Below are 25,854 nucleotides of genomic sequence, written 5' to 3'. Positions count from 1 at the left end.
ACAAAACATTACTCGGACTGGCTGGCATGCCAGCCGCCGCCAAGCGCGGCAATCAATTCGACGCTCGCCACCCACTGCGTGCTCTGTAGCGACAGCAGGCTCTGCTGCTCGCTCAGGCTGCTGTTTTCGGTAGTGGCCACGTCGAGGTAATCAATCATCCCGGCTTCATACTGGTTGCGGGTTACGCGCGCGGATTCCTGCGCGGCATCGGAAGCGCGCTGCTGCGCGGCAATTTCCCCTTGCAGGGTATTCAGCTCCACCAGCCCGTCTTCCACTTCCTGCAACGCCGACAGCACCGTTTGCCGGTAGGTCGCGACTTTGCTGTCATACGCCGCGCGCGCCTGATCGACTTCGGCAGACGTCGCGCCGAAATCAAGCAGCGTCCCGCTCAGCGATGGCCCCAACGACCAGACGCGGTTCGGCAGCGAGAACAGGCTCTGAATGGCAGAGGCGCTGACGCCGCCGCTGGCGCTTAAACTCAGATCCGGATAGTAACCGGCCACCGCCACGCCAATCGCCGCATTGGCCGCAGCGACGTTACGTTCTGCTTCGGCAATGTCCGGCCGGCGCTGCAACAGCCCGGCGGGCAAGGTTTGCGGAATGGCGGGCATCGTGGCGCTGAGTTTTGCCACCGGCAGGCTGAAATCGGCAGGTGCTTTACCCAGCAGAATGGCGATGGCATGCTCCAGTTGCGCGCGTTGCCACTGGTAGTCCTGCGCAGTCGAGCGGGCGCTTTCCAGTTGCATTTGCGCCTGCGCCAGCGTGCCGCGCGATTCGCTTCCAGCCTGATATTTATTGTTGATGACCGTCAGATAGCGCTCATAAGCGGCAACGCTGCGCTGGTAGAGGGCGATTTTTTCGTCCATCACCCGCAGTTCGAAATAGTCCTGCGCCAGTTCGGATTGCGCACTCAGCGTCATGTTTGCCAGCTCAGCCGCGCTGGCTTCGGCGCTGGCGCGGTTCTCTTCCAGCGTGCGCCGCTGTTTTCCCCATAGATCCAGTTCCCAGCTGGCGCTGAGTTCCGCCTGGTGCGCATTGCCGGTGCTGCGCTGCCCGTCGCTATGGCTGCTGCTGCGGGTGGTACTGGCGTCATAACTGACGGAAGGGTATAGCCCGGCGCGCGACTGCGCCGCCAGCGCCAGCGCCTGGCGATACAGCGCGGCGTAACTGGCGACATTCTGGTTGGAGAGGCTCACCTGGCGCAGCAGCGCATCGAGTTGCGGATCGCGGTAAACCGCCCACCACTCGCCTTTGCTTGCGCTATCCTGCGGCGTTGCCTGCTGCCAGCCGCGCGCCTCTTTGTAGTGAACCGGCAGCGCCATCGACGGGCGCTGATAGTCCGGGCCGACGGTACAGCCGCCAAGCAGCAATAAGATGACCGGAGTCAGACGTAACGACATTTTCATCAATCAGGATCCTGCATGGCGCAGACGACGCCACTGACGGCGGGTCGCGCGGCTAAGCGTATCGAGCCAGAGGTAAACCACCGGCGTCGTAAACAGCGTCAGTAGCTGGCTGAGCGCCAGACCACCGGCAATCGCCAGCCCCAGCGGGCTGCGTAAATCGGCATCACCGCCGCTGCCCAGTGCCAGCGGCAAGGCACCAAAAAAGGCGGCAAGAGTGGTCATCATGATCGGGCGAAAGCGCATCAGGCAGGCCTGCACGATCGCCTGCTGCGGCGTCATCCCCAGCCGCCTTTCGGCGTCCAGCGCGAAGTCGATCATCATGATGGCGTTCTTCTTGACGATGCCAATCAGCAGGATGATGCCGATCAGGGCGATCACCGTCAGTTGGGTATTGCTGAGCAGTAACAGCAGCAGCGCGCCAACGCCTGCCGACGGCAGCGTGGAGAGGATCGTCAGCGGATGGATGTAGCTCTCGTACAGCATGCCCAACACGATATAGATCGCCGCCAGCGCAGCGACGATCAGCCACGGCATAGTGGCCGCCAGTTCCTCATAGGCTTTCGCCGTGCCCTGGAACCCGGCCTGAATCGATGCGGGTAAACCGATTTTCGCCATCGCGGTTTTAATCAGGCTCTGCGCCTGCTCCAGCGAGACGCCATCGTTAAGGTTAAAGGCTACCGTACTGGTCGCCGACTGCCCCTGGTGCGCCACCGACAGCGGCGCATTCCCGCTGACAATCGAGACAAATGCCGCCAGCGGCACGCGGTCGCCATCGTCATTAATCACAAACAGCTCCTGCAATATCGCCGGATCGCGGGTGTAGTTATCGGCGAGCGTCATCACCACATGGTACTGATTCAGCGTGTGATACAGAGTGGCGATCTGCCGCTGGCTGAACGCGTTATTCAGCAGGGTATCGAGCATGCTGACGTTGACGCCGAGGCGGCTGGCGCGATCGCGGTCGATCTGCAACACCACTTCCTGGCCGCCGGTTTGCGAGTCGGAATCCACGCTGTTCAGTTGCGGGATCGCCGCCAGTGCCGCCTGTACTTTTGGCGTCCACTCGCGCAGTAAATCGAGATCGTCAGCCTGCAGGCTGTACTGGTAGCTGGCGTTGGCGCTGCGCCCGCCAATGTGCAGATCCTGCGCCGCCATCAGGAACATTTGCGCACCGGGCACGTGGCTGGTTCGCCTGCTCAGCCGGTTGGCGATTTCAGTCGCGGTGGCGTCGCGCTGGCTAAAATCCTTCAGCCGGACAAAGAAGTTGGCGCTGTTGCGCGAACCGAACATGCCGCTGCCCATCGATGACATTACGCTGTCCACCGCCGGATCGGCCTCGATCAGTTTGGTGAACATCTGCACTTTCGGCTCCATCGCCTGGAAGGAGATATTCTGATCGGCACGCACTGCGCCCATCAGCAGCCCGGTGTCCTGATCCGGGAAGAAACCTTTCTGCACCACGCTGTAGAGAAACACGTTGAGTATGACGGTGAGCAGCAGGCTTAACATCACCACTTTCTGGTGCTCCATCACCCACGTCAGCCGCCGCGAGTAGGCCGCCAGCAGGCGGTTGAGCTGATTTTCAATCCACTGGTACAGCGGATGACGACGTTCATTGACGGCGGGTTTGGCTTTCAGCAACCGCGAGCACAACATTGGCGTCAGGCTGAGGGAGACGAACATCGAAATCAGCAGCGCCACGCTGAGCGTCACGGCGAATTCGCGGAACAGCCGGCCAATAATGCCGCCCATCAGCAGGATAGGAATAAACACCGCCACCAGCGAAACAGTCATCGACAGTACGGTGAAACTGACCTCGCGCGCGCCGCGCAGGGCCGCACGTAACGGGCTAAGCCCCTCTTCGATATGGCGGGCAATGTTCTCCAGCACCACAATGGCGTCATCAACCACAAAGCCGGTGGAGATAATCAGCGCCATCAATGAGAGGTTATCAAGGCTGTAGCCGAGCAGATACATCACCGCGCAGGTGCCAATCAGCGACACCGGCAGCGCCAGCGCCGGGATCAGCACCGCCTGCGCATTGCGCAGAAAAACAAACACCACCGCGATCACCAGCAGCACGGCGATCAGCAATGTCTCTTCGGTGTCATACAGCGATTCGCGCACCGTACCTGAACGGTCGACCACCACTTTGAGCTGCGTATCTGCGGGCAGATCTTTCTCAAGCTGCGGAAGCTGCGCTTTCACCGCATCGATAGTCTCCAGCATATTCGCGCCCGCCTGGCGCTTGATGCCCAGCATCACCGACGGGCTGCCATTGAGGAAACCGGCCTGGTATTTATCTTCGATCGAGTCATAGACGTTGGCGACATCGCTCAGGCGCAGCGCTTTGCCATTCTGATAGGTAATGATCAACGAGCGGTACTGCGCGGCTTTGTCGAGCTGGCCGTTGCCATCCACCACCCAGGATTGCGTGTCGCCCTGCAACATGCCTTTCGGCAGATTGGAGGTACTGTTGGCGACAGCCTTGCGCACGGTGTCGAGCGAAATGCCGTACTGCGTCAGGCGCTGCGGTTGCAGATCGATGCGCACCGCGGGCAAGGCGCTGCCCATCAATGACACTTCCCCGACGCCTTTCACCTGCCCAATGGCCTGCTCAATTTTGCTTTCCGCCAGATCGTAGAGTTCGCCCGGCGAGCGCGTCGCAGAAGTCAGCGCCAGCATCACGATCGGCGCATCAGACGGGTTGGCTTTGCGGTACGTCGGCAGCGACTCCATGCTGCTCGGCAGCAGGCTGCGCGCGGCATTAATTGCCGCCTGCACGTCACGGGCGGCGCCGTTGATATCGCGGTCGAGATCGAACTGCAAAACAATGCTCGCCGAACCCTGAGAGCTGCTGGAGGTCATCTCGGTAATACCGGCGATCTGCCCAAGCGATCGCTCCAGCGGCGTGGCAACGGTGGCCGCCATGGTTTCCGGGCTGGCACCGGCGAGGCTGGCGCTGACCATAATGGTCGGGAAATCGACCTGCGGCAGCGGCGCGACCGGCAACAGCCGGTATCCAAGGCTACCCAGCAGCAGGATAGCCAGCGTGATCAGCAGCGTGGCGACCGGGCGGAAGATAAACAGACGCGTCAGGTTCATGATTTCGCCTGCTGCCGACGTTTTATCCAGCGGCTACCGCGCGTGGCAAGGTCATCAAACAACAAATAGATCACCGGCGTGGTAAACAGCGTCAACATCTGGCTGACCACCAGCCCGCCAACAATCACCAGCCCCAGCGGCTGGCGCAGTTCCGCGCCCGAACCGGAAGCCAACATCAGCGGCAGCGCGCCAAGCAGCGCCGCCATGGTGGTCATCATGATCGGTCGAAAGCGCAATAAACACGCCTGATGAATCGCCTCGCGCGGGCTGAGCCGCTGCTTGTATTCGGCCTCCAGCGCAAAGTCGATCATCATAATGGCGTTCTTTTTCACGATGCCGATCAGCAGGATCACGCCGATCAGCGCAATCAGGCTGAAATCGGATCCGGCCAGCATCAGCGACAGCAAACCACCCACCGCCGCCGATGGCAACGTGGAGAGGATGGTCACCGGATGGATAAAACTTTCATACAGGATGCCGAGCACCACATACATGGTGAGCAGCGCCGCGAGGATCAGCCACAGCGTATTGCTGGTAGCGCTCTGGAAGGCGTCGGTTTCCCCCTGGTAGCGCAGGGTCATGCTGGAAGGCAACTGCAACTGCTCGCTCACCGCAGCAATTGCTTTTTGCCCGTCCCCCAGCGAATAGCCGTCATTCAGATTGAACGAAATCATCGCCGCCGGGAACTGGTTCAGGCGCATATGCATCAGCGAACCGGTGCGCTGATGGATGGTGGCAATGGAGGTCAGGCGAACCATACCGCTGGTGCTGGTTGAGGTCGTACTGGTCGAGCTACTGCTGGTTGAGCTGCTGGACGACGAGGTGCTGGTCGAGCTGCTGTCTGATGACGAAGAGGCACTGCTGGTCGACGGTTGCAACCAGACATCATCAAAAGAGGCCGGTGATTGCTGATACTGCGGCGCGACTTCCAGCACCACGCGATACTGGTTCGACTGGGTAAAAATGGTCGAAACCAGCCGCTGACCAAAAGCGTTATACAGCGCCGTATCCACATCGGAAGCGGTAATGCCAAAGCGGGAGGCTTTATCGCGATCCAGCGAAACATACGCCACGCGCCCCTGCGATTGCAGGTTGCTGACCACGCCGTTAAATTCCGGGCGTTTTTGCAACGCCGCCACCATCTTCGGCACCCAGGTGAGCAGATTTTCGCTGTCGGCATCGTCAAGGGTGAACTGATACTGGCTGGGTGTCACCTGGTCGTTGACCGTCAGATCCTGCGCCTGTTGCAGGTAGAGCTGAATACCCACCACCTGCTGCGCCGCCTGCTGCAACTGTTTGATCACCACCGGCGCTTTATCGCTGCGCTCAGCGAACGGTTTCAGGTTGATCTGCAACCGTCCGCTGTTGAGGCTGGTATTGTTGCCATCAATCCCAATCGTTGAAGAGAGGCTCTCCACCGACGGATTCTGCAAAATCACGTTCGCCAGCGCCTGCTGACGCTTCGCCATTTCATTGAACGATACGTCCTGCGAGGCAATGGTCACGCCCTGAATCAGCCCGGTATCCTGCACCGGGAAAAAGCTTTTCGGAATGGCGATATAGAGCACGGCGGTCAGCGCAAAGGTTGCCAGCGCCACCAGCAGCGTTAACTTGCGATGGTTAAGCACCACGGTCAGCAGACGGTCGTAGTAATGAATTAACCGATCAAACAGTTCCCCGCCCTTGCGGGAAAAACGCGACTGCTGTTCCGGCGGAATATGCCGCAGCAGATAAGCGCAAAGCATCGGCGTCAGGGTCAGCGACACCAGCATCGAAACGAGGATCGAAACCGCCAGCGTAATGGCGAATTCGCGGAACAGCCGCCCGACCACATCGCCCATAAACAGCAGCGGGATCAGCACCGCAATCAGCGAAAAGGTCAGCGAGATGATGGTAAAGCCAATCTGCTGCGAGCCTTTCAGCGCCGCCTGCATCGGCGTTTCGCCCTCCTCCAGCCGACGGGAAATGTTCTCCACCACCACAATCGCATCGTCAATGACGAAACCGGTGGCGATGGTCAGCGCCATCAGCGACAGGTTATTGAGACTGAAACCGGCGAGATACATCACGCCAAACGTGCCCACCAGCGACAGCGGCACCGCGATGCTCGGAATGAGCGTTGCCGCCACGCTGCGCAGAAACAGGAAGGTCACCATCACCACCAGCGCGATCGACAGCATCAACTCAAACTGCACATCGCTGATGGAGTCGCGAATGGTCTGTGTGCGATCCGACAGAATGCTCATCTTCACGCCATCCGGCAGCGCCGCCTGAAGCTGCGGCAGGCGCGCTTTGATGCTGTCCACCACCTGAATCACATTCGCGCCGGGCTGGCGCTGCACGCTGATGACAATCGCCGGGCTGTTATTGGCCCACGCCGACTGGAAGCTGTTTTCCGGCCCCTGCTCAATATGGGCAATGTCTTTCAGACGCAGCGCGGCGCCGTTCTGATACGTCAGAATCAGATTGCCGTACTCCTGCGCCGTACGCAGTTGGTCGTTGGCATCGATGGTGACCGAATGGTACTGGCCGTCAAAACCCCCTTTCGAGCCGTTGACGTTGCTGTCGCCGATCAGCGTATTGACGTCTTCCAGCGTCAGGCCGTGCGCCGCCAGCGCTTTCGGGTCCATCTGCACGCGAATCGCCGGTTGATGGCCGCCCGCCAGCGTCACCATACCGACGCCGGAAATCTGCGACAATTTCAGCGCCACGCGGGTGTTGACCAGATCCTGCACGCTGGTCAGCGGTAAGGTGTCCGAGCTGGCCGCCAGCGTGATGACGGCGTTATCCGCCGGGTTCACCTTTTTGTAGGTCGGCGGGTTCGGCAGGTCGCTCGGCAGCAAATTGTTGGCGGCGTTGATGGCCGCCTGCACTTCCTGCTCTGCAACGTCCAGCGACAGATCGAGCGAGAACTTCAGGGTGATGATCGACGAACCGCCGGAACTGGAGGAGGTCATCTGGCTGAGCCCCGCCATCTGCCCAAGCTGGCGCTCCAGCGGCGAAGTGACGGACGAGGCCATCACATCCGGGCTGGCGCCAGGATAAAGCGTCGTCACCTGAATCGTCGGGTAATCAACCTGCGGCAGCGCCGAGGTGGAGAGAAAACGGTAGGCGAAAATACCGCTGATCAGCACGCCGACCATTAACAGAATGGTGGCAACCGGACGTTGAATAAACAGACGTGACGGGTTCATTTCGCGCTGGCCGCCGCCGTTTTCGCCGGGCTTTCATCCACGACCGACACTTTGCTGCCCGCGCTAAGACGATCGATCCCTTCGGTTACCAGCCTGTCGCCCGGCGCAACGCCGGTGAGCACCACTTGCAGGTTATTCTGCCAGGCCGGGCCGGTCGTCACCGCTTTGCGGGTAACGGTATTGTCTTTGTTGATCAGCCAGACAAAGGTACCATCGCTGCTCAGTTGCAGCGCCTGCGATGGCACTACCGTGGCCTGTTTCAGCACGCGGGTCTGCAAGCGCAGATTGACAAACTGGTTGGCGTACAGCGCTTCGTTCTGATTGGGGAACAGCGCTTTCAGGGTAACCGTGCCGGTGCTGGTGTCGATCTGGTTGCTGATGAATTTCACCGCGCCCTCGTCCAGCACGCTGTTGTTGTCGGCATCGAAAGCGGTCGCAGGTAACGTCTGGCCGGCGTGCAGCGTTTTCGTCAGTTCAGGAATATAGCTTTGCGGCACGCTGAAGGTCACCGCCGCAGGCTGCATCTGGGTAATGATCACCAGCCCGGTGGTGCTGGAGCTTTGCACCATATTGCCCGGATCGACCAGCCGCAGGCCGACGCGCCCGCTGACCGGCGCGGTAATACGCGCGTACTCAATGTTCAGTTGCGCGCTGGCGATCTGCGCCTCGTCGGACGCCACCGCACCGCGATACTGGCCGACGGTGGCGATTTGCGAATCCAGATCCTGGCGCGCCAGCGAGTCCTGCGCATACAGCTTGCGATAACGCGCCAGCGTCAGCTCTGCGCTTTGCAGCAACGCTTTGTTTTCGCTTAATTCGCCCTGGTACTGTTTCAGCGTTGCCTGGTAAGTGCGCGGATCGATCTGCGCCAGCAACTGCCCGGCTTCCACTTTTTGCCCTTCGGTGAAGAACACGTTTTCCAGTTGCCCGTCCACCCGGCTGGTGACAGTGACCGACGCGTTGGGGATCACGGTGCCAAGCGCATTCAGGTAGACCGGCACATCCGCCGCGCTTGCTGTACCGCTATGCACCAGCGTGGTTCCGGCACCCAGCCTCGCCATCGGACCACCAGATCCTCCGTGCCCGTGCGGCCCACCGCCTGGAGGGAAATCACCGCCGGGCCCTTTCCCCACAGGCAGCAGACGCCACACCACACCGGCTGCAATCAACACCAAAATCAACACTATTAGCCATTTGAGCCAGCGGGAGCCATTGCTCGGGGATACGTTCGTTTTCATTGAATTCTTCTGGTGGACGGGAAAAAAGTCGCTGCTACCCGGCCAGGGAAAAACCTGTCGCCGGTTATGCCCGGTTAAACTCACATGAAATTATGAAGATAATTACTTTGGCGATATTTCAATTTATTTCAATATAATTCAAATAAATAACACCAAGGAAATAAATCAAATTTAATAATATTAAACAGTTCTTTTCATGCCCCTGACAAAAATACAGAATGCTCTCACAGACAAATAAAAATATCTCAGCCGGGTCGACAGATTCTTTACCCGCAGCTCCATAACCCTACCACTATCGAAGCTATTTCCCATATTCAGACGTTTATCCCCTCCGAATAATACTCCCGCATCGGGAAAACATAATTTATGGACAATTTGAGCAATGAAAATTAAATCATTGGCGTTACTGATCTGCGCAGTACTCCCCTCTTTCTCTGCGCTGGCGGAAAATATTCCGGTTATTCAGATCGCTTGGAAAGGCAATACTTACCCGGCCATTATGGTCAAAATGAAGGCCGCCTCCGGCCTCACTCGTCAGCAACTGCCCGCGCTGTTAGCGCTCGGCGATTCGTCTCTTAGCGTTAACGCGGCATTTAAGCACGCCACCGCACGCGGGACAGAAATAAGTGAGTTGCAGGCGCTGGATGCGAAGTACGGTTTTGACCGCTACCTGCGCATTGCCATTCCGGACGAACGCAAACGTGATATCGCGTATATCAACGGCATCGTCGAAGAGCTAAAACAAAATGCCAACGTTGAAGTGGTTTATCCGGAAGCGGAACTGATACCGCACGAAGATGCGGTAAAGACAGGGCGCGCCGCGAAGCAACTGAAAGTTATCGATTATCGCTCGTTGCAGTATTACACCAAAGGACCACATGACTCTTCCCCCTCCTACAGCCTCGGCGGCGTGAACCGCGACAGCGTAAATCAGTTTGAAGGTCATGAGGGTGCCAACGTCACGATCTTGTCCCATGAGCTGGGCATGTGGAACCAGAACCATATTAACCTGCCCAAAGCGGCCTTTATTCTGGGTACACCGAATAACAACCAGGCGATGACGGACCATGACACCGCATCGGTGGGCATCATGGCAGCGACGGATATCGGTGCGGGCGTGAAGGGCCTGGCCTGGAATACGCGCATGGCGTACGCCGCAGCGGGCAGCGATCAACTCTATAACGCCATTCCGCGTCTGCAAGCCGGGGACGTGGTGCAGATTGGTTTTGAGATTGCCGGTGGTCAGCAGGTTGGCTGTGCCGACGTGTGCGCTCTGCCGCTCGAAAGCCAGCAGGCGTACTTTGATGTGCTGAAAGCGCTGACCGACAAAGGCGTACACGTGATTGAAGCCGCTGCCAATGGCAATATTGACCTCGATAACAGCGCCTTCGGCGGCCTTTTCGATCTCAAAAAACGCGATTCCGGCGCCATTCTTGCGGGCGCAATCAACCCGGTAGACAGCATGCGCGCCAGCTTCAGTAACTACGGCAGCCGTGTCACCAGCGCAAGCTGGGGTTTATATGTCACCAGTACCGGCTATGGCGATCTCGCCAGACCGAATGTCAACGAAACCTATACCTGGCAGTTCAACGGCACCTCGTCGGCTAACCCGATTATCGCCGGGGCCGTTGCCAGCCTCTCCAGTATCGCCAAAGCGCACGGCAAAACCGTTACCCCACGCCAGATGCGAGACATCATTCATGACACGGGCACTCCGCTTGCGGGTAATACCTCCACGCTTATCGGTACCCAACCGGATATGGGCAGAGCGGTCGAGAAGATCCTTGAGCTGGACGGCGAAGTCATCTCCGATGAAGCGCCGGTTATCAGCGTCGATCGCGCCACCATCAATACCGTTGCCACCAGCACAAACTGGAGCTATCCGGTGACCGCCAGCAGCGATCAGGCCAACGTCTCCTGGGAGTGGAAATTCATTTCCGGCGACAGCAGCATCCGCCTGAGCAATACCAGCAGCGACAGCACCTCGATTATCGTCCCGGGCAACGTGGGCGATACTCAGGCGCGTTTCCAGGTGACGGCGACCAACGGCAGCGGTAAATCCTCCACCACCGACGTCACGATCGTTGTTACACAACCGACGGTGGTTATCGTCGGCGTGGACAGCATGGACACCAACAGCCCGGCCAGAATGTTCGCTCAGGCAAACTTTGAGCAGGCAAGCTATGCCTGGCAGTTGCTGAAAAATGGCCAGCCAGTGACTGGCGGCATCGATCAGAACGGCCAGATCAAAGCCGGTCTGCCTGCGGGCAACTATATGGCAGAAGTGACGGCCACCAATACCGCGCAGGGCACGCGCACAGCCACCACCCGCCACAGCATTAATGTGACCGGTGAAGCGGTACAGAACAACGATGCCGCCTTCATTCAGGCATTGCAGATGGCGATTTCCGCCACCGATAACGAACGCAGCGTGACCTTCAACGGCAACGTCACTTCCACACAAGCGGCGACCAGCACGCCGTCTTATCACTGGGCGCTGCCAGCGGGCGCACAGGGCAGCACTGACGGCCTGCCTTCCCAGCGTTTCACCATCACCAAAACCAGCCAGCCGCAAACGCTGACGGTGAACGTCACGGTGAACGCCGGTACCGAATCCCGCGTGCTGGCGCAGACGCTTACCGTTCCGGCGCTGACCAGCAACGACGGCGAAAACGACAAAGCACCGGTCCTCAACGTCGATCGTCGCATTATCAACACCGTTGCCAGCAATATGGCCTGGAGCTACCCGGTTGTTGCCAGCAGCGATCAGACCAACGTCGCCTGGGAGTGGAAATTCATTTCCGGTAACAGCAACATTCGCCTCGGCGGTAGCACCAGCGACCGTACCATCATCTCTGTACCGGCGAATGTGGGCGACACTCAGGCGCGCTTCCAGGTGACGGCCACCAACAGCAATGGCAAAGCCACTTCCACAGAAGTGGTCATCGTGGTGGCGAAACCGGCAGTCGTCATTGCCGGTGTGAAAAGCATGGATACCACCAGCCCGGCGAAACTGTATACCCAGGCGAACTTCGAGCAGGCAGGCTATGCCTGGCGTCTGCTGAAGGGCGGCCAGGTGGTCCGCAACGGCATCGATCAGAGCGGCCAGATCCAGTCTGGGCTGACAGCAGGTGACTATGTGGCTGAAGTGACCGCCACCAACACCGCGCAGGGCACCCGTACCGCCACCGCGACACACACGATCAAAGTGACCGGTGAAACCGTGCAGAACAACGACGCCGCGTTTATTAACGCGCTGCAAATGGCGTTCTCCACTACCGATAACGGCGACAGCGTGACCTTCAACGGCAACGTTACTTCCGCACAAGCTGCAACCAGCGCGCCGACCTATAACTGGTCGCTGCCAGCAGGTGCGCAGGGCGGCAGCAACGGCCTCGCGTCCCAGCGTTTTACCGTCGCCAAAACCAGCCAGCCGCAAACCCTGGCGGTGAATGTCACGGTGAAAGCCGGAACGCAATCCCGCGTGCTGACGAAGACCATCACCGTTCCGGCGAAAGAGGTGCCGAACACCGATGCCGCGTTTATTAACGCGCTGCAAATGGCGCTCTCCTCCACGGATAACGGCGACAGCGTAACCTTCAACGGCAACGTCACCTCCGCACAAGCAGCAACCAGCGCGCCAACCTATAACTGGTCGCTGCCAGCAGGCGCGCAGGGCGGCAGCAATGGCCTCGCGTCCCAGCGCTTTACCGTCGCCAAAACCAGCCAGCCGCAAACCCTGGCGGTGAATGTCACGGTGAAAGCCGGAACGCAATCCCGCGTGCTGACGAAGACCATCACCGTTGCGGCGCAGGCCAGCAATGATGACGGCGGCTATCCGCAGTGGGCCTTCGGCACCGCGTATAAAGCCGGTGATGTGGTGACGCACAAAGGCAAAAACTTTGAGTGCGTTGTTGCAGGCTGGTGTTCTCAGGCCGGTGAGTTTTCTCAGCTGCATTATGAGCCGGGCGTCGGTCTGAACTGGGGAATGGCGTGGAAACTCTCTAACTAAGTCATCTGGTTATCAAAGGCGATGATATCCGTCATCGCCTTTTTTATGCATTTTGTTAATACCGCGCAACATCTGAATTTATATTCAGCCAATAAGTAACAGCCTATTAAAATTCATTAACATTTATCCTGTAACTTCATTTACGCAAACACATCAAATAGATAAGAATGTATTTCCTTATCATTTAGCGCCGCTAAATTATTAATATCAAGAATATTCACCAAATAAATGCATCCTGTTGAAAAAGAGAAGAAAACTGCCGCCACCATCTATTTAAACTAACGAAATGCCTACTTTTTTACTTTCAATTGTATTGTTAGCCGACTTTCTTTTGTGTATCCTTATTTTCGTCTTAAGAATACTCCCTTAAGAAACTACTCAATAAGCGCACTATGATGCGCCGTAGTATGAAGTTCATTTATTATTAAATTGTTATTTGTTTTTTATTGTCGAAATAAGTGGTTGCTCGCTTTTATTAAATTAAGAAAAACATCGTTAACAGATTGTTGACATGTTGTTCTCAGGAGCAAACACATGCACGAACAAAATATGAATGAGCAAATGCAGTCTATTGAGGATCTGAACCTGTCCTATCTGTTACTGGCACAGCGTCTGATTCGCGAAGATAACATTGCGGCAGGTTTTCACCTTGGGTTGAACGAAACCACGATGGAAACCATCAAGGGGTTATCTCTTCCGCAGTTCATTAAATTGTCATCAACCGGTCAGTTAATTAGCCGACTGCGTATTGATGACGAAGCACTGATTGCTTGTTTGACAAAAGAATCCCGTATCGATGCGCTTCAGCGTTTTCATACTGGCATTATTTTATCGAGCAATTTGCTTTCTGAAGACAACGAAAGCAAAGCCGCATGAGGGATGACATGATGTGTGATAAAAGCATTATGTCTGAAATCAGGGACGCGCAAATCGCCATTGAGTTAATTACTTTTGGCGCCAGAATGCAGGTTCTGGAGAGCGAAACTGGCCTCAGTCGTCGCAAGCTGTTGAAACTTTATAAAGAACTGAAAGGCTGTTCACCCTCAAAAGGTATGTTGCCGTTCTCTGCGGACTGGTATATGGCCTGGGAACAGAATATTCATTCTTCTATTTTTTATAATATTTATTGTTTCATCAAAAAATCTGTATCTGGTCGCCCGGTAGAACTGATGCTGAAAGCATACCGTATTTATCTGGCGCAAGGTTTAGCGGATGCAGAGGAAAAGCCGGTACTGGATCTCACGCGGGCGTGGACACTCTTACGGTTTATTGATAACGGCATGATAAAACAGACCGAATGCAGCGAATGCAAAGGGAAATTTATCACCACGCCAGAACATATGTTTAACGGTTTTACCTGTAGCTTATGTGTTCCGCCATCGCGGGCCATGAAAAAAAGCGACAGATTAAATCAGTCAGCTTCTGCGTGAGTTTGTCGGGATAAATATTAATACCGTGCTTGAAACGTTTTCGGCGGCCTCGCATATTCAGGAAAATCCTGAAAATGCGAGGCCGTCGCGTTTTATCGTTATTCGGTAAACATACCGCGATAATAGGTAGGACAAATATTCAGGCGCATCAGAATATCACGTCGGTGAACATAAGCCGTTTTCAGGCTGATCCCCAGAGAGTCAGAAACCTGCTGCGCGCTCGCGCCACAGGCCAGCATACGAAGCACTTCGCGCTGACGCAGCGTAAGCAGCGGCGTAGTAGTGGTTCTGCGTTGAGGAAGCCTGTTTTTTCTCGCCAGGTGGCTTGCCAGAAACTCAAAGATTTCCGTCATTGATGCATTCAGTCCCATTACCGGAATCTCCGGAAATAATGCGGACAAGAGTGAATTACCGCTATCCCCTAATAACACACAGGGTAAATTTGCATTTTCCTTGCGCATATTATCAAACAGATGCGACATATCCCCGACGTTGGTTGCATCTGTCGCAATCCCTACCACCAGCCGTAGTCTGTTATTTTTCACCTGACGCATCTCCTCCGCGCGGCGAATATGGTAGACCTTCAAACTGGGTCGATAGAGTTTAATTAACTTGATAAGACCTGATGCAGCAAAAATATCCCCACTGTGAACCAACACATGTGCAGCTGCTAATGATAATTTTCCGTTCATAGCTCCCGGGCCTGTTTTTACGTCACCTCATGTGAACGCAGGTTGTCAAAAAAACGCAGGGCTCATTGTTCCTGCGTGTGTTAACCGAACCCTTTCAGAATGATGAAAAGAGTGTCGAAAATGCCCGCCATCATGTTTTCAAAAAAGGGGGCAAGCGTGTACATCACCAGCGACATGGCGACCATGCCGACAGTCAGCGAGACGGGAAAACCGACGATAAAAATAGAAAGTTGCGGTGTCAGACGGTTCAGCAACCCCAGCGTGAGGTTGAGGCACAGCAGCAAAGTAATGACCGGCAGACCGAGCATAAAACCGTACTGAAAGATCATGCGACCCTCGCGGACGATCTCCATCATTCCCTTAGCGCCCATCGGCGCGGCACTGACCGGGAACGCATTGAAGCTGCTCGCCACCACTTCCAGCAGATAGAGGTGACCATTGAAAACGAGGAACAGCAGCGTCACGCACAGGTTCAGCAGGCGGGCCACCACCGGCATATTGGTACCGCCGCTCGGGTCGTAGACCATCGCCATCGACAGCCCCATTTGCATACCGACCAACTCACCGGCGTGACGTACCGCGACAAAAATCAACTGTACGGAGAAGCCAATCGCGATGCCGATGATCAGTTGCTGGCAACCAGCCATCAGGCCATCCAGCGAGGCAATCGCAATGCCTGTATCGGGTAACTGCGGCGCAATTAAGAAGGTTGAAACCAGCGCCAGCGCAATTTTGATGCGCGCATTGATCTGTTTTTCACTGAAAATCGGCGCGGTGCCCAGGAGCGCGAGAATGCGCAGGCACGGCCAAAAGTAATGATTTACATACGGATACAGGCTGGCCAGAGAGAGCGTAAGCATTGTTAACGAAGGCTGGCAAGCGAGCTAAACAAACCGTGCATATAATCCACCAGCGTCGCCAGCATCCACGGCCCACAGGCAATCAGCACCACAATAATCGTCAGGATCTTGGGAATAAACGACAGGGTCATTTCGTTGATCTGTGTCGACGCCTGCAAAATACTGACAATCAGACCCGCAGCCAGTGCGGCTAACAATAAAGGCGCAGCAACCAGCAGCCCAACTTTGGTGGCCTGAAACGCCAACGACATTACACTTTCCGGAGTCATTCTCTTCTCTCACTTAGCGGAAAAAACTGTCTGCCAGCGAACCGATAATCAGTTGCCACCCATCCACCAGCACAAACAACATCAGCTTGAACGGCAGAGAAATTGTCGCCGGGGGAACCATCATCATTCCCAGCGCCATCAAAATACTTGCTACCACCAGATCGATAATCAGGAACGGGATGAACATTGTGAAACCAATCTGGAAGCCAGTTTTCAGTTCGCTGGTCACGAACGCGGGCACCAGAATGCTCATCGGAACATCCTCTGGCGTATTAAATTCAGCGGCTTTCGCAATACGGGAAAAGAGTGCTAAATCCGTTTCACGGGTCTGTTTGAGCATAAAGGCGCGCAGCGGCTGCGACCCTTTCTGCAATGCCACTTCCATGGAAATTTTGTCCTGCGACAGCGGCAACCAGGCTTCGTCATAGATGCGGTTAGCAACCGGCGACATCACGAAAAAAGTCAGGAACAGCGCCAGCCCCAGCAGCACCTGGTTAGGCGGCGTACTGGCAGTGCCGAGTGCGTTGCGCAGCAGACCGAGCACAATCACGATGCGGGTGAACCCGGTCATCATCAGCAACACCGCAGGTAAAAACGTCAGCGAGGTCATTAACACCAGCGTTTGCACCGGCAGAGACCAGCTTTCGCCATTCGCGGAATGGGTAAGCATGATGTCGTTATTTGCCGCCCAGGCGAAGTGCGCTGGCAGCAGGATCCCTGCCAGCACGGCACCGAGGCCAATCATTCTGGATGTCAGACGAGAGACGTTTTTCATGACTGGCTCCTGGCGGCGCGCTGTTTAAAACACCGGAGCAAAGAAGCCTGAAAATCAGAAACCACCGGCATGGCCGTGCTGCTCTCCTGCTTTTCCATCGTCATCAGAGGCGTAATGCTTTGTTGCGTCACCCCCAACAACAGCCATTTATCATCAACCTCAACCACCACCAGCCGCTCACGCGAACCGATACTCTGGCTGTGTTTCACTGCCAGCAGGTTATGGCCTTTAGCGACGCGAGAAACCACGCCAGTGCGACGGAGGATCCACGCAACCGCCACAATCATCACCAGCACCAGCGCCAGTGAGCCAACGATATTTCCCATGGAAATCGGGAAGGTCGCCGCTTCTGTGGTATGCGGCGCAACAGTATTCAGCGTCCCGGTATTCATTATCTGCTCAGCCGATGCATGCGCTCAGAAGGGGTAATAATGTCGGTAATACGAATCCCGAATTTATCGGAAACGACAACCACCTCGCCCTGAGCAATTAAATAACCATTAATCAAAATATCGAGCGGCTCACCCGCCAGGCCTTCCAGAGAAACAATGGAACCTGGGCTAAGTCTTAACAGCTCTTTAATTGTCATTTTCGTGCGCCCGAGTTCCACGGTCATTTTCACCGGGATATCAAGCACCAGATTTAAATCGTCAGTAAAATTCACCACAACATCTTCTTTTTCTGCAGATTGCATGGCCGTACCGTTTTCTGCGGTCAACTGTTCACTCATCGCGTCGCCCCAAAGATCGTCAAGTGATGATTTTTTTGCACCAGCAGATTGTTCAATATCGCTCATGTGACGATCACTCCTTCTTAAACGCTGATAATGTTGAATCCATCAGAGATTCGACCCGGATGGCATATTGATTATTGGCAAAGCCATATTTACCTGACATAACAGGCACATCATTAACAAAACCACCGACATCTTCTGGTTTATCCAGAGGAATAATATCTTGTGGTTTCAGACTCATAATTCTGGAAAGACGAGTCGAAATTTCGGCGAATTTCACCACCAGTTCCAGTTCGGTATCCCGAACCTGCGTTGCCAGTGAACTGCGCCACTGATTATTTTCCTGCTGTGAATTTTCCAGCGGCGGATTGGTTAATAATTCGCGCAGCGGCTCAATAATGCTGAACGGCATACAAATTTGTAATTCACCACTGTGCGAACCAATATCAACATGAAAAGGTGTGGTAACCACAATATCATTCGGTGAAGAGGTAATATTGGTAAACTTCACCTGCAATTCCGAACGCACATATTCCGTTTTGATTTTGTAAATCGAACGCCAGGCGTAATCGTACGCTTCCTGAGCCATCGCCAGCATGCGCTGGATAATGCGCTGTTCCGTCGGCGTAAATTCGCGACCATCGGCTTTAGTCGGGAAACGGCCATCGCCGCCAAACAGGTTATCCACCGCCATGAACACGAGGTTCGGCGAGAAGACAAACAGTGCCGTACCGCGCAGCGGATGCATGTTCATCAGATTCAGGTTGGTCATTACCGGCAAATTACGTGCAAACTCATGGTAAGGCTGAATCTTGATATTACCGACGGTGACATCCGGGCCACGACGGAGGATGTTAAATAACCCGATACGAAACTGGCGGGCAAATCGTTCGTTAATAATCTCTAATGAGTGCAGACGTTCACGAATAACACGGCGCTGCGTATTAGGATCATAAGGTTTAATATTATCGGCTGCGGTTAATGATGACATAGCCTCGATGCTACTGTTGCCAGCATTAGGGCCACCATTCAGCAGGTTATCAATTTCATCCTGAGATAAAAGGCTATCAGACATAATCACTACCGTAAGATAAATGCATTAAACAATACGCTTTTTACCATCACGCGTTTTTTTCCTGACAGTGGTTCACTCACCACAGCCATTATTTTTTCAGAAAGTTTTTTCTTTGCGTCATCGCTGATAAGATCTTCGGCTGACTGTTGAGAAAAAAGCACCAGCAAACGACTACGTACATCCGGAAGGTTTTCAACGAGAATGGCTTTCGATTTATCGTCCTGCAAGCGCAAGGTCAAACCAATATACAGAACACGATCGTCGCCATGGCTATCTGGTTTCAGGCTGACGGTAAAAGCTTCGAGATCTTCATACACCGGAACAATATTCTCTTCGTGTGCCGCAGATTCATTTGGGCCTTTCATATTGGCGATCTGTAAATTCAGCTTTTTAATTTCAATATAAGAATATGTCGCAACCGCACAGATACCAACGGCAATTAATAAGGTGAGCAGAGTCAGCAGCAGAGAACGCTTCCCGCTGTTAGCAGATAATTTCTTTTTCGACATTTAATGATTAGCTCTGTAAAAAATAAATCAAGATTCAGCAATTTGCCGGACTTGATGGGATGCGAATATAGTAATACAGCACCCACCAAGTACAATTCATTGATAAGCTGAAATTATTGCCAGTAACTTACTATTTAAGGCAATAATATCAGGCAAAAGTATTGATTCCGCTGGAATATATCAGCGTACGCGGTGTTGAAATGCGCTCTTCCGGCGCGGAAATGGCCATTTCGGACGACTCTTTCTCAGACTTTCCTTGCCCGGAATGCTCACCCGATGGCGCATCGCCGGTCGAGGAGAAACTTTCGGCGCCAACGCTGCTCTGCCCAAGCTGGATGCCGGATTCCTGCAGTTGCGTGCGCAGATGCGGCATCGCGGACTCCAGCGCGGCACGTACCTGATGATCGCCGGTAACAAAGTGCAGTTGCGCCTGATCGTTATTTAAACGCAGGCTAATCTGCAACGATCCCAGATCCTCAGGATGCAGACGCAGCTCCGCATGATGAACGCCATCACGGGTGAACACCGCAATCTGCTGGCCCAGCGATTGCTGCCAGGCGGGCGTTCCCACTTCAGCTTGCAGCGCGCCGGTAACCACTTTGTCGCCCGGCATCGCCGTCACCGGTTGGCTGACAGGCGTACTGATGTGGGCGGGATGCGCGTACTGAATCGGCTCCGCCGTTAAGGCAGAGTGCGGTTTCGCGGCGACATTTTCGCTGGTGACAACCGGCTGTGCGGCGGCCTCAGCGGTTTTCGCCGCCTCTGCGCTCTCCGCCGTTACCAGTTTCTCAACCGGCACCTCAGCCGTTTTTGCGGCTGCCGGTTTGGCAATGTGCAGCGTCGTCGCCAGCGGCGACATGCCGCTCTCCTGCGGTGGAAGTTTCGGCAGTGCGTCGCTCAGCAACGTGGCACTGCTTTGTGGGATATCCGCCGACATCTCACCGCTCAGCTCACTGCCCGGTGCTGCGGCGACCAGTGCTGCAGGATCCTGCACGGCTGAAATCTCTTGCTGGCCTGCTTGCAGGGCAGGCTCCTGAGGCAACAGTTCCTGCGGCAGCGTCACCGGCACCACTGGCGGTAACGGCAACGTGTTATCCGGCGCGATCGCAGCCGGTAACGGATTCAGTTGCGCGGCGTCGCCCTGCAAATCCGCCAGCTGTAACTCTTTTGTCGCGGGCTTCTTTTTGATCCCTTGCGGCAGGGGATCTTTTTCATCTCTCTGTTGCGGTTTATCAGCGGAGAGCTTCTTTTTCAGCTCCGTCGAGAAGCGATCATCCTGCGGGGCAGAAATCGACGCCGTTTGTTGTCCATTATTCCCGCTGGTGGAGGTCACAGGTTGTTGAATAATCATCTTATAACTGCCTCTGGCTGGCTGCCCGGCGAGCAAATTCATCCATCATTTTTTGCTCCAGCCGGTTCTCTTTTAATAATTGCTGCTCGTCGGCACGATCTTTCAGTGTCTGGAACGCATTCAAACGCCGCTTATCCTGTTTCCAGGCATCTTTCTCACTGTCAACCTTGTGCTGGCTGACGGAAACGCGTCTCACCTGCTGCGCCACAACGCCATCCAGCGAAGCGAGAAAATTCTGCTGCGTCTGCAAGCTGAGAATCGAAACACTGCTGGTGCGAATCGAATCCTGCAACTGCTGACGGTATTCGTGCGCGTAGGTGTGAAGCTGCTCCAGGCGAGAAGTTTCCTGTACATAACTCTGCTGCGCGCTGCCCAGCCTGATTGCCGTGTTATTGAGCTTTTTTTCTGCTAACTCACGAAGGTGATCCATCGGACCCGGTTTTGCCATTCGTTCCTGCCTTATTCCGGAAAGAGCGTAGAGAGCGCGTTATATGACGCCTCATATTCGCTGGACTCATGTATCCCCTGGCAGAGGAAATCCTGCATTTTGGGGTACTGCACAATCGCCTGATCCAGCAGCGGATCGCTGCCTGCGGCATAAGCGCCCACGCTAATCAGATCGCGGTTGCGCTGATAAGCAGAGAGCATCTGTTTGAAACGTTGCACTTTTTTATAGTGTCCCGGTTCAATCAATTCGGTCATCGCACGGCTAATGGAGGCTTCAATATCAATCGCCGGATAGTGTCCCGATTCCGCCAGACGGCGCGACAGCACCACGTGGCCATCGAGGATCGCACGGGCAGAGTCGGCAATCGGATCCTGTTGATCGTCGCCTTCGGTTAACACGGTATAGAACGCCGTGATCGAACCGCCGCCCTGCGTGCCGTTCCCGGCACGTTCCACCAGCGCCGGTAATTTCGCAAACACAGAAGGCGGATAGCCTTTGGTGGCAGGTGGTTCACCAATGGCGAGGGCAATCTCACGCTGCGCCATCGCGTAGCGGGTGAGTGAATCCATAATCAGCAGCACATCCAGCCCGCGATCGCGAAAATCCTCCGCAATGCGCGTGGCGTACACCGCGCCCTGCATACGCAGGATTGGCGATACATCTGCTGGCGCAGCAATAACGACCGAGCGTTTAAGCCCCTCTTTGCCGAGGATATTTTCGATGAAGTCTTTAACTTCGCGGCCACGCTCGCCAATCAGCCCGACCACGATGACATCCGCTTTGGTAAAGCGCGCCATCATGCCGAGCAGCACGCTCTTCCCTACCCCGGAACCGGCAAACAGCCCCATACGCTGGCCGCGACCGACAGTCAGCAGGCCGTTAATCGCCCGCACGCCGACATCCAGCACGGTTTTTATCGGATCGCGTTGCAACGGGTTAAACGGCGCGGTAAACAGCGGGCCTCTTTCGGAAGAGCCGGGCGCAGGAAGGCCATCCAGCGGACGGGCACTGGCATCCAGCACGCGGCCGAGCAGCTCCGGCCCCAGCGGTAAAAGCTTGCCTTTGGTATCGCCGCCGTGCGCATAGACGCGCGCGCCCGGCAGTACACCTTCCACGTTTTCCAGCGGCATCAGATAGAGCACGTTGCCGCTAAAACCGACCACTTCACTCTCGACGCGCTGCACGCCCTCTTCGCTGTCACGTTCGACAATGCACAACGTACCGATGGGCAGCTTTAAGCCAACCGCTTCCATCACCAGCCCGGTAGCCCGCGTCAGGCGGCCATACTGGCGGTACGGCGGTAGCGCTGACATTCGCTGTTCAGCGCGCGCGATACCATCCAGCCATGTTTTCAGCCGCGCCGTCATAAGGAAAACTCCTCGCGGCTCAGGGTACAGAGCGTATTCCAGCGGGTTTCCACGCTGGCATCGAGATCGCCGCTGTCGGTTGAGATCCGGCAGCCGCCAGGCAGCATCTGTGTATCGGGACAGAGTTCCCAGCCGCGCGGCTCAACAATGGCTTTCAGTTGCTGTAACACGCTTTCCGGTTCTTTATCGCTGACCCACAGTTGCACACTGCCCTGCTTTAAGCTCTCTTCATTCAGCAGTTGCTGAATACGCGTCATCAGACACTGGTGCGCATTCGCCGTGAGCGCGCTTTCACCCAGCATGCTGCGCGTCGCCATTAAAGCCACCTGCACCAGTCGCGAGGTCATTACGCTGTCGAGGCTATCGAGGGTAATGTTAAAATTATCAATCAGTTGCACAAGCTGTGCTAACTGTTCCTGCTGACGCTGTTGCTGTTCGATCAGCCCCTGCGCAATACCCTCTTGCAGACCTTGCTGGAACCCTTCGTCATAACCCTGCGCTTTGCCCTCTTCGATACCGCGCGTCTGGCCCTGGGCATAACCTTTCTTCTCGGCCTGCTGGCGAAGACGGGACAACTCAACCTGCATGGCGGCTTCTGTTGCCGGATCGGTTGTGGCGCTCGTCGGACGGAATTCAGGCTCTGCGCTGCTCTCATCGTGCAGGAGGTTTTCCGGTTTCCACGCCAGCCATTGCGTATTAGACATAGGCATCGTCGCCTCCACCGATCACGATTTCGCCGCTCTCGGCAAGACGACGCACCACCAGCAGAATGTTTTTCTGTTCCGTTTCGACCTGCGACATACGCACCGGCCCGCGGGAAGCCAGATCGTCGCGCATGATATCGGCCTGACGTTTCGACATATTGCGGAAGAACTTGTCGCGCAGTACGTCGTCAACGCCTTTCAGCGCCACAATCAGCGATTCACCGTCGATATCCTGCAAGATGCGCTGAATACTGCGGTCTTCCATCTCGACGAGGTTTTCGAACAGGAACATTTCGTCGATGATTTTCTGCGCCAGCTCCTGGTCGAATTCGCGCACGGCGGCAATGGCCGCATCTTCCTGGTGCGATTTCATCAGGTTGAGGATCTCCGCAGCAGGACGAACGCCACCCATCTTGTTGCGCTTGATATGCTGACCGTGCAGCAGCGAGTTGAGCACTTCGGTCAGTTCCTGCAACGCAACCGGCTGTACGCCGCCAAACGTGGCGATACGCAGCATAATGTCGTTACGTTCACGCTCATCGAAGTTCGCCAGCACATCGGCAGCCTGGCCGCGTTTCAGGTGAACAAGGATGGTGGCGATGATCTGCGGATGCTCATCACGGATGAGATCGAAGACCATCTGCGGTTCCATAAAGTTGAGCGTCTCAATCCCGTTGCTGCCATCTGACGAGTCGAGCAGATCTTCCAGCAGCGCGTTGGCACGCTCCTCGCCCAACGCTTTCACCAGCACGCTACGCAGGTATTCATTGGTGTTGACATCCAGCGCAGCATACTCGCCGGAGTCGCGACGGAAATCGCGGACCACGGACGAAAGCTGTTCATGGGTGAAGCTGCCCATGGAGACCATGGCGCTACTGATCATCGTCACTTCGTGGGTGTTAAGGTGCTTAAAGACTTCCGCAGCCCGCTCGTCACCGAGCGTTAGCATGAGGACAGCGCTTTTCTCGGCGGCATTCATGATGATTTCTTTTCCTTATTCAGCCACTGGCGAATAACCAGCGCGATAATCTGCGGCTCCTGCTCGGCAATCTTGCGCAGGTGCTGGGTTTCCTGTTCGGTCTCCATGCGCTGCTGTGCTTTTGCAGTCTCGTGGTGCTGTTTCTGACGTTGCTGTGCTTCCATCTCCGCCTGACGAGCTTCTTTTTCCAGCTCCAGACGATGCAGCAGCAGCTCCTGATGCTTGATCCAGAACGGCTGAACCGCTTTACGCCACAGGATCCAGGCAATCAGCGCCACAAAGAGGTAACGCGCGCCGGAGAGCAGCAACTTAATGAAGTCAGGTTGTTTCCACAGCGGTACGGGAGCTTCCGTATCTGCATCGGTGAACGGGGTATTGACGACGTTGAGGGTATCGCCACGTTTGTCGGAGTAACCCATCACCTCTTTGACCAGACCATTCACCTGATCAAGCTGCGCTTTGGTCAACGCGATGGTTTTACCGTTGCCATCCGCCACGTAATTCACCACCACCGCGACAGAGAGGCGCTGCACCGTGCCGGTATTACGCTTGATGTGCGTCAGCGTTTTATCCAGCTCGTAGTTGGTGGTTTCATCGTTCTGCTTGTTGTAAGGCGTGGTGGTCGTTGTCCCGCCCTGGCCATTGGCTGGCTGGTCGATCGGCGCGGTAACCGCCGCAGGCGGCTCGTTGCTTAACGCCCCCGGAACGCCGCCGACGCTGTTTTTACCGCCCTGCTCCGCATTGCTGCTCTGACGGCTGCGGATGGCCATGTTTTCAGGCCGACTGTTGGGCTGGTACTGCTCGGCAGTTTGCTCATGCTGAGTAAAATCGATCTGCGCCGTGACCTGCGTTCTGACATTCTGCGCGCCGACGATCGGCGCAAGGATCGCCTGAATACGGTGCTCATATTCGGATTCCACTTTACGGGTATATTTCAACTGCGTGGTTTGCGTGGCCTGCTCGCCACTCTGCGTCATCAGATGTCCGCTTTGATCGACGATAGTAACGCGATCGGCGCTCAGCCCCGGCACTGCGCTGGAGATCATGAAGGTGATCGCGCTGACCTGCCCGGCATCCAGCTTACGGCCATTGAGCAGATTCAACGTTACGGAAGCAGACGGCTGTTTTTTATCGTGCACAAACAGCGATGGCTTCGGCATGGCCAGATGAACGCGCGCGGTACGCACCGGACCTAACGTCTCGATAGTGCGTGACAGTTCGCCTTCCAGCGCGCGCTGGAAGTTAACCTGTTCGTTAAACTGGCTGATACCAAACTTTTCCTGATCCAGCAGTTCAAAGCCGACAGAACCGCCTTTCGGCAGCCCCTGCTGCGCCAGCTTCAGGCGCACCTCATAGACTTTGTCCGCCGGGATCTGAATAGAACCGTCATGCTCGGCAAAACGATAAGGTATCTGCATCTGCGTCAGCTGGGTGACGATCTCGCCGCCGTCCTGCTCGCTGATGTTGTTGTATAAGATGCGGAAGTCCGGCTCTTTTGCCCAGAACATCAATGCAATCACAACAGAAATAGCCGCCGCAGCAGCGATGAAAAAAATGATTCTGGGATTGCGCCAGATATTTTCAAGCATCGTTTTAATATCATCGATGCCTTTCTTTTTATTACCGTTGTTCGTGGCAAGCATGCCAATTTCCTGTGACAGTGAAAGGAGGCTATATAAATGAAACCCTATAGCGGCTCAGCGTTTC

Annotated in this window: 21 protein-coding genes; 3 read left to right on the top strand and 18 right to left on the bottom strand. The window is 55.5% G+C overall.

Annotation, left to right across the window (positions count from 1 at the left end; translation table 11 throughout):
• Window positions 1-8 precede the first annotated feature (8 nt).
• Genes CWM66_RS22715 through CWM66_RS22700 form a run of 4 tightly spaced genes read right to left on the bottom strand, consistent with a single transcriptional unit; the run spans window position 9 to window position 8,943 of the window.
• A complete protein-coding gene (locus CWM66_RS22715; RefSeq protein WP_035888467.1) occupies window positions 9-1,400 on the bottom strand; it encodes an efflux transporter outer membrane subunit in 1,392 nt (463 codons plus the stop codon).
• Between the two features lie 9 nt (window positions 1,401-1,409).
• Window positions 1,410-4,511: a multidrug efflux RND transporter permease subunit gene (locus CWM66_RS22710; RefSeq protein ID WP_090398481.1), complete on the bottom strand. Its 3,102-nt coding sequence runs from the start codon at window positions 4,509-4,511 to the stop codon at window positions 1,410-1,412.
• Window positions 4,508-7,705 carry an efflux RND transporter permease subunit gene (locus tag CWM66_RS22705; protein WP_035888308.1) on the bottom strand — a complete coding sequence of 1,066 codons (3,198 nt, stop codon included), beginning with the start codon at window positions 7,703-7,705 and terminating at the stop codon, window positions 4,508-4,510. The genes CWM66_RS22710 and CWM66_RS22705 overlap by 4 nt, the downstream gene beginning before the upstream one ends.
• Window positions 7,702-8,943, bottom strand: coding sequence for an MdtA/MuxA family multidrug efflux RND transporter periplasmic adaptor subunit (locus CWM66_RS22700; RefSeq protein ID WP_072439221.1), 1,242 nt, complete (start codon window positions 8,941-8,943; stop codon window positions 7,702-7,704). Before CWM66_RS22700 ends, CWM66_RS22705 begins: the two co-directional genes overlap by 4 nt.
• A gap of 382 nt (window positions 8,944-9,325) precedes the next feature.
• Between CWM66_RS22700 and CWM66_RS22695 the strand changes: the two genes are divergently transcribed.
• The 3 genes from CWM66_RS22695 to flhC all read left to right on the top strand — a co-directional run bounded on the left by CWM66_RS22695 (window position 9,326) and on the right by flhC (window position 14,385).
• Window positions 9,326-12,955, top strand: coding sequence for a carbohydrate-binding protein (locus CWM66_RS22695; protein WP_107147326.1), 3,630 nt, complete (start codon window positions 9,326-9,328; stop codon window positions 12,953-12,955).
• A 534-nt stretch (window positions 12,956-13,489) separates the two neighbouring features.
• On the top strand, window positions 13,490-13,831 hold the full coding sequence (gene flhD, locus CWM66_RS22690) for a flagellar transcriptional regulator FlhD (protein ID WP_107147325.1): 342 nt from the start codon (window positions 13,490-13,492) through the stop codon (window positions 13,829-13,831).
• 11 nt (window positions 13,832-13,842) lie between these two features.
• On the top strand, window positions 13,843-14,385 hold the full coding sequence (flhC, locus tag CWM66_RS22685; RefSeq protein WP_035888464.1) for a flagellar transcriptional regulator FlhC: 543 nt from the start codon (window positions 13,843-13,845) through the stop codon (window positions 14,383-14,385).
• 98 nt (window positions 14,386-14,483) lie between these two features.
• On the opposite strand, the gene CWM66_RS22680 is transcribed toward flhC, so the two are convergent.
• The 14 genes from CWM66_RS22680 to fliF form a co-directional block, all read right to left on the bottom strand.
• Window positions 14,484-15,077, bottom strand: coding sequence for a helix-turn-helix transcriptional regulator (locus CWM66_RS22680; protein WP_007370673.1), 594 nt, complete (start codon window positions 15,075-15,077; stop codon window positions 14,484-14,486).
• A gap of 80 nt (window positions 15,078-15,157) precedes the next feature.
• A complete protein-coding gene (gene fliR, locus CWM66_RS22675; protein ID WP_071921240.1) occupies window positions 15,158-15,937 on the bottom strand; it encodes a flagellar biosynthetic protein FliR in 780 nt (259 codons plus the stop codon).
• 2 nt (window positions 15,938-15,939) lie between these two features.
• On the bottom strand, window positions 15,940-16,206 hold the full coding sequence (gene fliQ / locus CWM66_RS22670) for a flagellar biosynthesis protein FliQ (protein ID WP_035942105.1): 267 nt from the start codon (window positions 16,204-16,206) through the stop codon (window positions 15,940-15,942).
• Window positions 16,207-16,219: 13 nt separating this feature from the next.
• Entirely contained in the window at window positions 16,220-16,876 is a 657-nt protein-coding gene (gene fliP, locus CWM66_RS22665) for a flagellar type III secretion system pore protein FliP (protein WP_369878938.1), read from the bottom strand.
• Between the two features lie 101 nt (window positions 16,877-16,977).
• Window positions 16,978-17,373, bottom strand: a complete 396-nt coding sequence (gene fliO / locus CWM66_RS22660) for a flagellar biosynthetic protein FliO (protein WP_007370669.1) — start codon at window positions 17,371-17,373, stop codon at window positions 16,978-16,980.
• Window positions 17,373-17,777 (bottom strand): flagellar motor switch protein FliN, encoded by a 405-nt coding sequence (gene fliN, locus CWM66_RS22655; protein ID WP_007370668.1) that lies wholly within the window; start codon window positions 17,775-17,777, stop codon window positions 17,373-17,375. Before fliN ends, fliO begins: the two co-directional genes overlap by 1 nt.
• 7 nt (window positions 17,778-17,784) lie before the next feature.
• A complete protein-coding gene (fliM, locus tag CWM66_RS22650) occupies window positions 17,785-18,789 on the bottom strand; it encodes a flagellar motor switch protein FliM (RefSeq protein ID WP_035888299.1) in 1,005 nt (334 codons plus the stop codon).
• A 5-nt stretch (window positions 18,790-18,794) separates the two neighbouring features.
• A complete protein-coding gene (locus CWM66_RS22645; protein ID WP_107147324.1) occupies window positions 18,795-19,298 on the bottom strand; it encodes a flagellar basal body-associated FliL family protein in 504 nt (167 codons plus the stop codon).
• Window positions 19,299-19,446: 148 nt separating this feature from the next.
• Window positions 19,447-20,649, bottom strand: a complete 1,203-nt coding sequence (locus tag CWM66_RS22640; protein WP_199200061.1) for a flagellar hook-length control protein FliK — start codon at window positions 20,647-20,649, stop codon at window positions 19,447-19,449.
• 1 nt (window position 20,650) lies between these two features.
• A complete protein-coding gene (gene fliJ, locus CWM66_RS22635) occupies window positions 20,651-21,097 on the bottom strand; it encodes a flagellar export protein FliJ (RefSeq protein ID WP_107147322.1) in 447 nt (148 codons plus the stop codon).
• 11 nt (window positions 21,098-21,108) lie between these two features.
• Complete coding sequence (fliI, locus tag CWM66_RS22630; RefSeq protein WP_035888295.1) at window positions 21,109-22,464, bottom strand: flagellar protein export ATPase FliI; 1,356 nt, start codon at window positions 22,462-22,464, stop codon at window positions 21,109-21,111.
• On the bottom strand, window positions 22,461-23,168 hold the full coding sequence (locus CWM66_RS22625; protein ID WP_107147321.1) for a flagellar assembly protein FliH: 708 nt from the start codon (window positions 23,166-23,168) through the stop codon (window positions 22,461-22,463). The genes fliI and CWM66_RS22625 overlap by 4 nt, the downstream gene beginning before the upstream one ends.
• Window positions 23,161-24,147, bottom strand: a complete 987-nt coding sequence (fliG, locus tag CWM66_RS22620) for a flagellar motor switch protein FliG (protein ID WP_007370661.1) — start codon at window positions 24,145-24,147, stop codon at window positions 23,161-23,163. Before fliG ends, CWM66_RS22625 begins: the two co-directional genes overlap by 8 nt.
• Window positions 24,144-25,790, bottom strand: coding sequence for a flagellar basal-body MS-ring/collar protein FliF (gene fliF / locus CWM66_RS22615; RefSeq protein ID WP_035888291.1), 1,647 nt, complete (start codon window positions 25,788-25,790; stop codon window positions 24,144-24,146). The genes fliG and fliF overlap by 4 nt, the downstream gene beginning before the upstream one ends.
• Window positions 25,791-25,854 lie beyond the last annotated feature (64 nt).

This window comes from Kosakonia sp. H7A, from assembly GCF_003028445.1.
Taxonomy (GTDB): domain Bacteria; phylum Pseudomonadota; class Gammaproteobacteria; order Enterobacterales; family Enterobacteriaceae; genus Kosakonia; species Kosakonia radicincitans.
Note: the sequence above shows the minus strand (reverse complement) of the source record. Positions and strands in the feature narration are given on the sequence as shown.

Excerpts from the sequence above, each read along its gene's own strand:
- CWM66_RS22715 (WP_035888467.1), bottom strand. The coding sequence starts at position 1,400 with ATGTCGTTACGTCTGACTCCGGTCATCTTATTGCTGCTTGGCGGCTGT.
- CWM66_RS22710 (WP_090398481.1), bottom strand. The coding sequence starts at position 4,511 with ATGAACCTGACGCGTCTGTTTATCTTCCGCCCGGTCGCCACGCTGCTG.
- CWM66_RS22705 (WP_035888308.1), bottom strand. The coding sequence starts at position 7,705 with ATGAACCCGTCACGTCTGTTTATTCAACGTCCGGTTGCCACCATTCTG.
- CWM66_RS22700 (WP_072439221.1), bottom strand. The coding sequence starts at position 8,943 with ATGAAAACGAACGTATCCCCGAGCAATGGCTCCCGCTGGCTCAAATGG.
- CWM66_RS22695 (WP_107147326.1), top strand. The coding sequence starts at position 9,326 with ATGAAAATTAAATCATTGGCGTTACTGATCTGCGCAGTACTCCCCTCT.
- flhD (WP_107147325.1), top strand. The coding sequence starts at position 13,490 with ATGCACGAACAAAATATGAATGAGCAAATGCAGTCTATTGAGGATCTG.
- flhC (WP_035888464.1), top strand. The coding sequence starts at position 13,843 with ATGTGTGATAAAAGCATTATGTCTGAAATCAGGGACGCGCAAATCGCC.
- CWM66_RS22680 (WP_007370673.1), bottom strand. The coding sequence starts at position 15,077 with ATGAACGGAAAATTATCATTAGCAGCTGCACATGTGTTGGTTCACAGT.
- fliR (WP_071921240.1), bottom strand. The coding sequence starts at position 15,937 with ATGCTTACGCTCTCTCTGGCCAGCCTGTATCCGTATGTAAATCATTAC.
- fliQ (WP_035942105.1), bottom strand. The coding sequence starts at position 16,206 with ATGACTCCGGAAAGTGTAATGTCGTTGGCGTTTCAGGCCACCAAAGTT.
- fliP (WP_369878938.1), bottom strand. The coding sequence starts at position 16,876 with ATGCTTACCCATTCCGCGAATGGCGAAAGCTGGTCTCTGCCGGTGCAA.
- fliO (WP_007370669.1), bottom strand. The coding sequence starts at position 17,373 with ATGAATACCGGGACGCTGAATACTGTTGCGCCGCATACCACAGAAGCG.
- fliN (WP_007370668.1), bottom strand. The coding sequence starts at position 17,777 with ATGAGCGATATTGAACAATCTGCTGGTGCAAAAAAATCATCACTTGAC.
- fliM (WP_035888299.1), bottom strand. The coding sequence starts at position 18,789 with ATGTCTGATAGCCTTTTATCTCAGGATGAAATTGATAACCTGCTGAAT.
- CWM66_RS22645 (WP_107147324.1), bottom strand. The coding sequence starts at position 19,298 with ATGTCGAAAAAGAAATTATCTGCTAACAGCGGGAAGCGTTCTCTGCTG.
- CWM66_RS22640 (WP_199200061.1), bottom strand. The coding sequence starts at position 20,649 with ATGATTATTCAACAACCTGTGACCTCCACCAGCGGGAATAATGGACAA.
- fliJ (WP_107147322.1), bottom strand. The coding sequence starts at position 21,097 with ATGGCAAAACCGGGTCCGATGGATCACCTTCGTGAGTTAGCAGAAAAA.
- fliI (WP_035888295.1), bottom strand. The coding sequence starts at position 22,464 with ATGACGGCGCGGCTGAAAACATGGCTGGATGGTATCGCGCGCGCTGAA.
- CWM66_RS22625 (WP_107147321.1), bottom strand. The coding sequence starts at position 23,168 with ATGTCTAATACGCAATGGCTGGCGTGGAAACCGGAAAACCTCCTGCAC.
- fliG (WP_007370661.1), bottom strand. The coding sequence starts at position 24,147 with ATGAATGCCGCCGAGAAAAGCGCTGTCCTCATGCTAACGCTCGGTGAC.
- fliF (WP_035888291.1), bottom strand. The coding sequence starts at position 25,790 with ATGCTTGCCACGAACAACGGTAATAAAAAGAAAGGCATCGATGATATT.